The organism is Commensalibacter intestini A911 (assembly GCF_000231445.1).
In the GTDB taxonomy this organism is placed as follows: Bacteria; Pseudomonadota; Alphaproteobacteria; order Acetobacterales; family Acetobacteraceae; genus Commensalibacter; species Commensalibacter intestini.
Window position 1 is genome coordinate 58,118 of the sequence record NZ_AGFR01000001.1, and the last position, 8,251, is coordinate 66,368.

8 protein-coding genes are annotated in these 8,251 nt (G+C 38.3%); 4 read left to right on the plus strand and 4 right to left on the minus strand.

The window, feature by feature from the left end; genetic code table 11:
* Positions 1–71: 71 nt before the first annotated feature.
* The 3 genes from speE to CIN_RS00280 all read left to right on the plus strand — a co-directional run bounded on the left by speE (position 72) and on the right by CIN_RS00280 (position 1,845).
* Entirely contained in the window at positions 72–932 is an 861-nt protein-coding gene (gene speE, locus CIN_RS00275) for a polyamine aminopropyltransferase (RefSeq protein WP_008853043.1), read from the plus strand.
* Positions 933–1,115: 183 nt separating this feature from the next.
* On the plus strand, positions 1,116–1,271 hold the full coding sequence (locus CIN_RS11860) for a hypothetical protein (RefSeq protein WP_170314014.1): 156 nt from the start codon (positions 1,116–1,118) through the stop codon (positions 1,269–1,271).
* A 16-nt stretch (positions 1,272–1,287) separates the two neighbouring features.
* Positions 1,288–1,845 carry a histidine phosphatase family protein gene (locus tag CIN_RS00280; RefSeq protein ID WP_008853045.1) on the plus strand — a complete coding sequence of 186 codons (558 nt, stop codon included), beginning with the start codon at positions 1,288–1,290 and terminating at the stop codon, positions 1,843–1,845.
* Position 1,846: 1 nt separating this feature from the next.
* On the opposite strand, the gene cobS is transcribed toward CIN_RS00280, so the two are convergent.
* The 3 genes from cobS to CIN_RS00295 are packed head-to-tail and all read right to left on the minus strand — an operon-like array spanning position 1,847 to position 4,955.
* Positions 1,847–2,626: an adenosylcobinamide-GDP ribazoletransferase gene (gene cobS / locus CIN_RS00285; protein ID WP_008853046.1), complete on the minus strand. Its 780-nt coding sequence runs from the start codon at positions 2,624–2,626 to the stop codon at positions 1,847–1,849.
* On the minus strand, positions 2,623–3,642 hold the full coding sequence (locus CIN_RS00290; RefSeq protein ID WP_008853047.1) for a nicotinate-nucleotide--dimethylbenzimidazole phosphoribosyltransferase: 1,020 nt from the start codon (positions 3,640–3,642) through the stop codon (positions 2,623–2,625). The genes cobS and CIN_RS00290 overlap by 4 nt, the downstream gene beginning before the upstream one ends.
* The gene (locus CIN_RS00295; RefSeq protein WP_008853048.1) at positions 3,639–4,955 is read right to left on the minus strand and encodes a cobyrinate a,c-diamide synthase; all 1,317 of its coding nucleotides are present in this window, start codon (positions 4,953–4,955) and stop codon (positions 3,639–3,641) included. Before CIN_RS00295 ends, CIN_RS00290 begins: the two co-directional genes overlap by 4 nt.
* 23 nt (positions 4,956–4,978) lie before the next feature.
* Between CIN_RS00295 and CIN_RS00300 the strand changes: the two genes are divergently transcribed.
* Positions 4,979–6,052: a cobalt-precorrin-5B (C(1))-methyltransferase gene (locus CIN_RS00300; RefSeq protein WP_008853049.1), complete on the plus strand. Its 1,074-nt coding sequence runs from the start codon at positions 4,979–4,981 to the stop codon at positions 6,050–6,052.
* A gap of 114 nt (positions 6,053–6,166) precedes the next feature.
* Here the strand turns inward: CIN_RS00300 and CIN_RS11245 are convergent.
* Positions 6,167–8,251, minus strand: a 2,085-nt coding sequence (locus CIN_RS11245; protein WP_008853050.1) for a GH39 family glycosyl hydrolase, incomplete at its 5' end; no start/stop codon positions are given.

Below are 8,251 nucleotides of genomic sequence, written 5' to 3' on the forward strand. Positions count from 1 at the left end.
ATCGATAAGAAGCTGGGCAACTTGAATTGTCCAGCTTTTTTGCATTTGAAAATATTTAAAAGGATATTGAAATGTCTAAACAATGGATAGATGAAACACTTTATGAAGAGTGGAAACAAAGTTTTCGTGTTGATAAAGAGTTGGCTCATAAACAATCTGAATTTCAAGATATTCGTATCATTGAAAATGATTTTTATGGCCGTGTGTTATTATTGGATGGTGTCACACAGATTACTGAAAAAGATGAATTTGTTTATCAAGAAATGTTAACGCATGTTCCATTGTTTACCCATGGAAATGCCAAAAATGTTTTAATTATTGGTGCTGGGGATGGGGGCGTTTTACGTCGTGTATTACAACATCCTGAAGTTGAAAAAGCCACGATGGTTGAAATTGATGGAGATGTCGTTTCTTTATCGAAAGAATTTTTACCTAAAATCTCTGATGGATGTTGGGATAATCCTAGAGCACAAGTGATTATTGGTGATGGAATTAAATATGTTGCTGATGCCAAGGATGGAAGTTTTGACGTTATTATTGTCGATAGTACAGATCCAATTGGTGTGGGTGAAGTTTTGTTTACAGATGCTTTTTATCGTGATTGTGCACGTATTTTAACTCCACAAGGATTGATTGTTAATCAATGTGGTGTTCCGTTTATGCAAACTGATGAATTGCGTGAAACTAGTTTACGTAGAGCGAAATTCTTTTCTTATGTTTCTGCTTATGTTGCAGCAGTACCAACATATGTTGGTGGGTTTATGACATTAGGTATTGCAGGGAAAGGATCTAATAGAACACGACAGTCCGTCGATGTAATTACTGAGCGTGCGCAAAAAGCTAACCTTTTAGGGAAAACAAAATATTGGTCTCCTGAAGTTCATACAGCTTCTTTTTGTTTGCCACCTTATATTCAAGAACAACTACCTTAATCATATCTGAAGGAGTGCCAGAAGATTTGGTTTCTTCTGAGTATTCCTTTTATAGCATGAATACAGATCGTGTTATTGTCACTGATTAATTTTGACGTATTCACTAAAATTAAGTATTTTACTTAATAATATTAATTAAAAAATTATATTCTATAATTTATGGAAGGGCAGAAGGAGAAAAAAATGGGGCAAGCGATATTTATGTTGTCTGGTTGTATTCTTGTTTTAGTGATGCTCGCGATGTTTTATTCATTGTGGGATATAATAAACGGACGTTGGTCTGAAAAGCAGCAACGTAAAAATGAGATGGAAGATCAAGAGGACTTTGATAATAGTTGAAGTTTTTTAATATAGAATGATTAATGTATCCAAGTTAACGAAACAAAGTAATTTTCGAATTGGCTTAATGCGTCATCCGCCAGTGAATGTTCCTGTTGGTTTATGTTATGGACATACAGATGTTTCTTTGAAAGAAGAGTGGGAACAATATGCAGTTTTACCTGGCTATTTTCAAAATATAAAAATTTATACTTCTCCAGCAACACGTTGTTTAAAACTTGCTCACAAAATTGCGGATCAGTACCAGCTTTCTTATCAAATAGATAATCGTTTATTAGAGTTTCATTTTGGTCATTGGGAAGGGAAGTTATGGGATGACCTGACTAAGGAGCTTATTGACGAGTGGGCAAAGGATCCTTGGGGGTGGAATATTCCTGGTGGTGAAAATGGACAGGAGTTATTTGATCGTGTCCATGAGGTTTGGCAAGAGATTCAACAAAGGCAAGAAGATGCGTTAATTGTCTCTCATGGTGGGCCATTGCGGTTATTGCGTCAAGTTGCGATGAATATAAAACCAATAGAATTATTGGGAGACCTGCCTGATTTTGGGAAGCTAGAGATTTTTAAATTCTAAATTAGAATAAAGTGATAAAGACAGTGCTAGTTACGAGAAGCCCCGTTGTAACAAAAACTTGTATAGCGCCTAAAATATCCCCTGTATATCCTTGAATATGCCGATAAGAGAAGAGCATTATTCCCATCGAAATAAGAGTGGCCAAGAGAATATAGGCGATTGCACAAAGTAATGGTGCTAATAAAAAAGTCAAAATAAGCGTTACAATAGTGGCAATGATTGTTGCAGGAAGAGGCATATTTTTTAGCGTATTGGCTAAACCATCATTTCTTGCAGGTTTGCTAATATAGAGAGGGAATAGAATGCTCATCCGTGATAGAATAGCGGCAATGATTAAAATGGGAATGGCTTTATAAGAATATTGCGCAAGGAAAGCAAGACTGCTGACTTGTAAGCCCAATATAATGATGAGTATTAAAACGCCATAAGATCCTAAGCGACTATCTCGCATGATGGATAGTTTATGTTCTTTATCTTTTCCTCCACCAAATCCATCAGCCATGTCGGCCAGCCCATCTTCATGTAATCCTCCAGTTAGTAATAACTGAAATCCAAGCGTTAAAAACGCGACGATCCAAGGGGATGGAAAATAGTGAGAGGCAGTAAAAAAGAAAAACGCGATTAAGGAACCTAAGAGGAGAGATACAAATGGCCATGTCCAAATGGCACGACCAAAAGAGAATGGAAAGTCTGAGCGATATAGCCATTGAACAGGCAGACGAGAAAAGAATGAAAGCCCGCAATAAAGATCTGCATGAATTTTTCTGAAAAATAAGCTCATGATTGTGGAGGAGGAAGTCCTGCATCTTGATAGCTATTCATACCCGTATAACAAGCTAAAGCCCCTTTCAGTAAAGGCACAACGGTTGCAGCACCTGTTCCTTCGCCTAGACGCATATTAAAAGCAATCAACGGATAAAGACCTAAATTTCCAGCGAGAAGTAAATGTCCCTTTTCAGCAGAAAGATGGCTGATCTTGGTATGATCTAGTCCTGTTGGATTTAATTTTTGTAATGCAGCAACGGCAGCTGTGCATACAAAACCATCTAATAAAACTGGAATGTTGAGATGACGTGCGGCAAGAGCTGCACCAAACATCGCTGCTTCTTCATATCCTCCAAAATATCTGCAAATCTCTAATGGATCATTAAGGATGGATTGATGTTGTGCCAAAGCTTTATCAACGGCTTTTTGTTTGTTGGTGACATATTCTGGTGCGCTGCTGGTGCCTTTGCTGACCCATTGTGCACCATCTCCCCCAAACAAAGCCGCACTTAGGGCTGCTGCAATCGTGGTATTACCGATGCCAACTTCTCCTAAACAAAGTAAATCAATATTAGGGGTGACGGCGTTATAACCAGCTTCAACAGCTTGTAAAAATTGTTTTTCTGTCATTGCTGGCGATTGAACAATGTTCGCTGTGGGTTCTAGATTATTAACTGGAATAACTCTGAGCTCTGCATTTGCATTTTTAGCAAGTTGATTGATTGCAGCCCCATCTTGATTGATTTGTGCAATCATCATTTCTGTAATGCTGGCATTATAAGGGGTAACATTTTCTGCAGTCACGCCATGATTACCAGCAAAAATTATAATACAAATACGATTAAGCGTTGGCTCAGATTTTCTTTGCCATGCAGCCAACCATCCTACTAAATTTTCTAACTCTCCAAGACTGCCAGGAGGTTTTAAAAGCATTTTTTGCTTTTCATAGGTTGCTTGTTCGCTTGCTTCGTCTTTAGAAGGGAGGTCTAAGCATGCTTGTCTTAATTGTGCTAATGTCTCAAAATTTTTCATGGTTGTATTGCAATACTATGGAAAAAACAGCCTGTAATTAAATTTCGTCGTCCACCTTCTGTTCCTAATGGATTTCCAGTGCCGTCGGTAAGGGTAGCATAAGGAAGATCATGCCCTGGGTCAATCACTGTGGCATAATGAAACTCATGTCCGTGGATCAACTCTTGTTTAGGTGTATTCAGGAATGCTCGACGATAGCCAAGGTGAATTTTACGTTTTTCATAACTACAAGAATGGCTGAGTAATCCTGTCATCTGATGGACAACACCTTCTTTATCGATGAGAGTTTTCCCCATGACCATATATCCTCCACACTCTCCATGCACTGGTCGTGTTTGAGCGAATGATTGTAGACCTTTAATAAATTGATCAGCATTTGAGAGCTGTCCGGCATATAATTCAGGATAGCCACCAGGCAGCCAACAACTATCACAATGATCTGGAGGGGCTTCATTATTCATAGGAGAGAAAAAGTGAATGCTTGCCCCTTGGTCTTTCCATCCTTTGAGAATATGCGGGTAGATAAAACTAAAAGCGATATCTTTTGCAATGGCAATTCGTTGCCCTGGTGGGGGTAAGGCAATATAGTGTGAAGGTTTTGGAAGATCGACCGTCGTATCAAGACTTAAGATCGCATCAATGTTAATATGCTTTTCTGCAATGTCTGCGAGATGATTTAAATGAAGATCGAGATCTTGATGCTCTTCTGCTTGGATTAGTCCCAAATGACGTGCAGGTAAATGGAGTGTCGGGTCACGAGGAATAGAACCTAGGACAGGGATATGAATGCGTTTGAGGGCAGCTTCGGTGCTGGCATGATGTCGGGGTGAGGCAACATTATTCAGAATCACCCCTTTGACTTGGATGTTTGGATTGATGTTTGCAAACCCATAAGCAATGGCTGCTGCGGATTGAGCTTGTCCTGTTACATCCATGACTAAAATGACGGGGAGTTGATAGCGTTCTGCGAGGTCAGCACCGCATCCTCTGTGACCATTTTTCGTTTCAATACCGTCAAAAAAACCCATAGAAGATTCGATAATGGTGAGTTCAGATTCTTGCAATGTGGTGGCTAGTAAATTATCCAGTAAAGGAGCGGGCATTGCCCAGCTATCTAAATTAAAAGAAGTTGCGTTAGTGGCAACACCGTGAAATGCAGGATCAATATAATCTGGCCCAGATTTTGCAGCTCTAACCTTAATGTTTCTGCGTTTTAATGCGGTGAGTAATCCCAGTGTAATTGTAGTTTTTCCACTGGCGGATTTTGGGGCTGCGATGATGAACCCCTTTGCGTTTTGCTCAGAATGCGTCATAGTTTGCTTTGAAGGGAAGATGAATGAACCAAGAGAATAAACAATTACGTTATGGATGGACAACAGGGGCTTGTGCAACGGCTGCTGCCAAAGCGGCTTATCTTGCTATACATAATGGTTTTTTCTTGGATTGTGTAGAGATTACCCTTCCATCTGGGAAAAAAGTTTTATTTTCTGTGTTAAAAAAGGAATTGATTAGCACAGATTGTGCGATTGCTTCGGTGATTAAAGATGCTGGCGATGATCCCGATGTGACTCATGGTGCTGAAATTGTGGTGCAAGTCAAACGTATTGCTCATGGTGCAGGTGTTGTTTTCAAAGCAGGCAAAGGGGTTGGGACAGTGACGAAATCTGGTCTACCTTTGGCGGTGGGGGAGCCTGCAATTAATCCTGTGCCTCGTCAAATGATGATCAATGCTTTATCTGAGGTTGTTGATGATCCTGATGTTGAGGTAACCGTTGGTGTTACGAATGGTGAAGCAATTGCTTTAAAAACGATGAATCCTCGTTTAGGGATTTTGGGTGGACTTTCTATTTTGGGTACAACAGGGATTGTAGTTCCTTTTTCTTGTGCAGCTTGGATTGCCTCTATTCATCGAGGGATTGATGTCGCAAGGGCAGCAAATATTGATCATTTGATTGCTTCAACGGGCAATGTATCGGAAAAAGCAGCTCAAAAAATCTATGACGCGCCAGAAACAGCCTTGATTGAAATGGGTGATTTTGCGGGCGGTGTTTTAAAATATATTAAGACACATCCAGTAAAAAAATTGACGCTCGCTGGTGGCGTTGCGAAAATGACAAAACTTGCTCAGGGTCATTTAGATTTACACTCTAAACGTTCTTCTGTGGATCTTGAGTTGTTGGCTGAATGGGTCGCACAGCTTGGTGCGAGCACAGCAATGGTTGAGCAGGTTAAAACCGCCAATACAACAGCTGAAGTTTTTGCTTTTTGTCAGGGAGTGGTTCCTTTAGGGGATTTTGTTGCCCAAAAAGCTTTGGAAATTGTAAAGCAAGTGCTTGACCCTGTGTCGATAGAAATAGCAATTTTGTTATTTGATCGGCAAAGTAAATGTCATGGGAAAATAGTTGGATAGTTTGTTGTATTATGTTTATGAATGATTATATTTTGAAAGTAATTCAAAATATAATCATTGAGTATTAAAATACATAGAAATCTTTTTTGATTCCAATGTATTTTAAGTTAGGTTTTATGAATATTCTGCGGGTACTAAAGTACCGGGTAGGGCTGTTAAAGTACACTTCACTTGTTGACGTGTGGGTAGACGGATATATGTTCTACCGGCAACAGCACTATATAATCTACCATTTCTAAAAGGAACAAATGATGACGTTGAAGGATCATATGAAAATTGAATAGGAGCATTACTTGAACATGTACTAAGAGATCCTGTCATTCCTGTGCCGTTCGGGCACTGATATATAGCTGTTGAGGGAACTGACAGTTCTAATTTATATGAGATATTAGGATAAAGGAATATATAATCTTTGGGTAAAAATAAAGTTAATGGCATAGAAGTATTTGCAGTAAAATAATCTACCGTATAACTTACAGAAACTGGATCGCCATTATTACAATCAGGATTGTAATAAGTCTTACCATCATTGTTACTAGCATCAGCATATACTTGGGGTACTAAAGTACCAGCTGGGGCTGTTAAATTACACTGCACTACTGTAGTTTTAGGTAGGCATATATATGTTGGACCGCTAATGTCACGACATAATACATTATTTTTAAAAGGAATAAATGATGACGTTGAAGGATCATATGAAAATTGAATAGGAGCATTACTTGAACATGTATTAATAGCGCCTGTCATTGCTGTGCCGTTCGGGCAATTACTTATAGCCGTTGAGGGAACTGACAGTTCTAATTTATATGAGGTATGCGTCTTAACAAATATATAATCTTTGGGTAAAAAGAAACTTAATGGCATAGTAGTATTTGCAGAAGCTGTTACCGTATAATTTAAAGAGATTGGATCGTTACAATTACCATTGTCACTAGTTAGAAAATCGATGCTATATAAAGTAACGGTTGATAATGTAGCCCCAGTATCTGTAATACTTAAGGTTCCATTAGACATGTATGCTGAAATAGAAGAAGTGACTTCTTCTGGTGTCATACGATCAAGACGTCCGCCTTCTTTAATGCGATAGACAGTAATAGTATATGCTCTATAGTTGCTTGCAATATTGTTGATTGTCAAACCAGCACCCGCATTACTTTGTGTATAGTTTCTTGGTCTTGCGGTTAATTCTCCATCTGCTCCATATTGAGGAGTATTTTCTACTGCAGGGTTTTGAGTGACGGTGTTATTGTAAGTAAGTGTATTAGGATCCTTACCTCCAAACCATTCATTTTTACTCCAATCATCATTCAACTGATCCGTTGTTCTATTCGCATCTAAATAGTACTGTTGATAAGCAACTGTTGGTGGTGTTTTTGCAAGTGTAAAATCAAGATCTACCTTATAATTTGCTGCAAGGATATTCATTTTATTACCAGCGGCATTTTCAGTAGCTAGTGTTGTTAATCCAGTAGTAAAATCATTGGTTTGATTTAAAATATATGGCGTTTCATCAAGTAGTTTTGAAAATAGCCCAAAACTTTGTCCGGCATAACTACAGAATGATTTAGATGCAGTATTATTTGGTTGAGGATTATCATTAAATAGCCCAAATGAAGAAGCATCTGCACGATAATAATGCGCTCTATCCGTTTTACAATATTGCATGTACATTAATACTGATGAAATATACGCTGCATTTTGTGCAGATTGAACTCTTGAAAAACTATAAGCTGAACTAAACGGTGTAGAGTTCCATTCTGAACAGATACTTTCAAGATTACCATAACCATATTTTGCTAATGTAGTTTGAATAGAGTTGCCTACATCTAATATGTTCTGAGGATCACCTGTAAGATTGCCATAATAATGCCAAGAGATGAAATCAATTGGTGTATTGTTATTTTTACAATAATTTAAGAAACCATCAATATAAACACCACCAGGATTATAGCCTGCGGCGACAGCAGATCCACCAACTTTTGCGGATGGATCAATGGATTTAATGACTTTTACAATTTTAGAGTAAAATGAGTAATAATTACTTGCAACATTATTGTTCCAGAAGACGGTTAAATCAGGCTCATTCCAGATTTCCCAATAGCTTACTTTTCTTGGAAGGCCAATTGATTGATAATCAATTGCATAGCGTTTAACAATATTGCCAACAAGGGTAGCATAAATATCGAAATTTGCAGGCAT

What these genes read in the sequence shown, in the direction of transcription:
- speE (WP_008853043.1), top strand. Translation starts at nt 72, where the DNA reads ATGTCTAAACAATGGATAGATGAAACACTTTATGAAGAGTGGAAACAA.
- CIN_RS11860 (WP_170314014.1), top strand. Translation starts at nt 1,116, where the DNA reads ATGGGGCAAGCGATATTTATGTTGTCTGGTTGTATTCTTGTTTTAGTG.
- CIN_RS00280 (WP_008853045.1), top strand. Translation starts at nt 1,288, where the DNA reads ATGATTAATGTATCCAAGTTAACGAAACAAAGTAATTTTCGAATTGGC.
- cobS (WP_008853046.1), bottom strand. Translation starts at nt 2,626, where the DNA reads ATGAGCTTATTTTTCAGAAAAATTCATGCAGATCTTTATTGCGGGCTT.
- CIN_RS00290 (WP_008853047.1), bottom strand. Translation starts at nt 3,642, where the DNA reads ATGAAAAATTTTGAGACATTAGCACAATTAAGACAAGCATGCTTAGAC.
- CIN_RS00295 (WP_008853048.1), bottom strand. Translation starts at nt 4,955, where the DNA reads ATGACGCATTCTGAGCAAAACGCAAAGGGGTTCATCATCGCAGCCCCA.
- CIN_RS00300 (WP_008853049.1), top strand. Translation starts at nt 4,979, where the DNA reads ATGAACCAAGAGAATAAACAATTACGTTATGGATGGACAACAGGGGCT.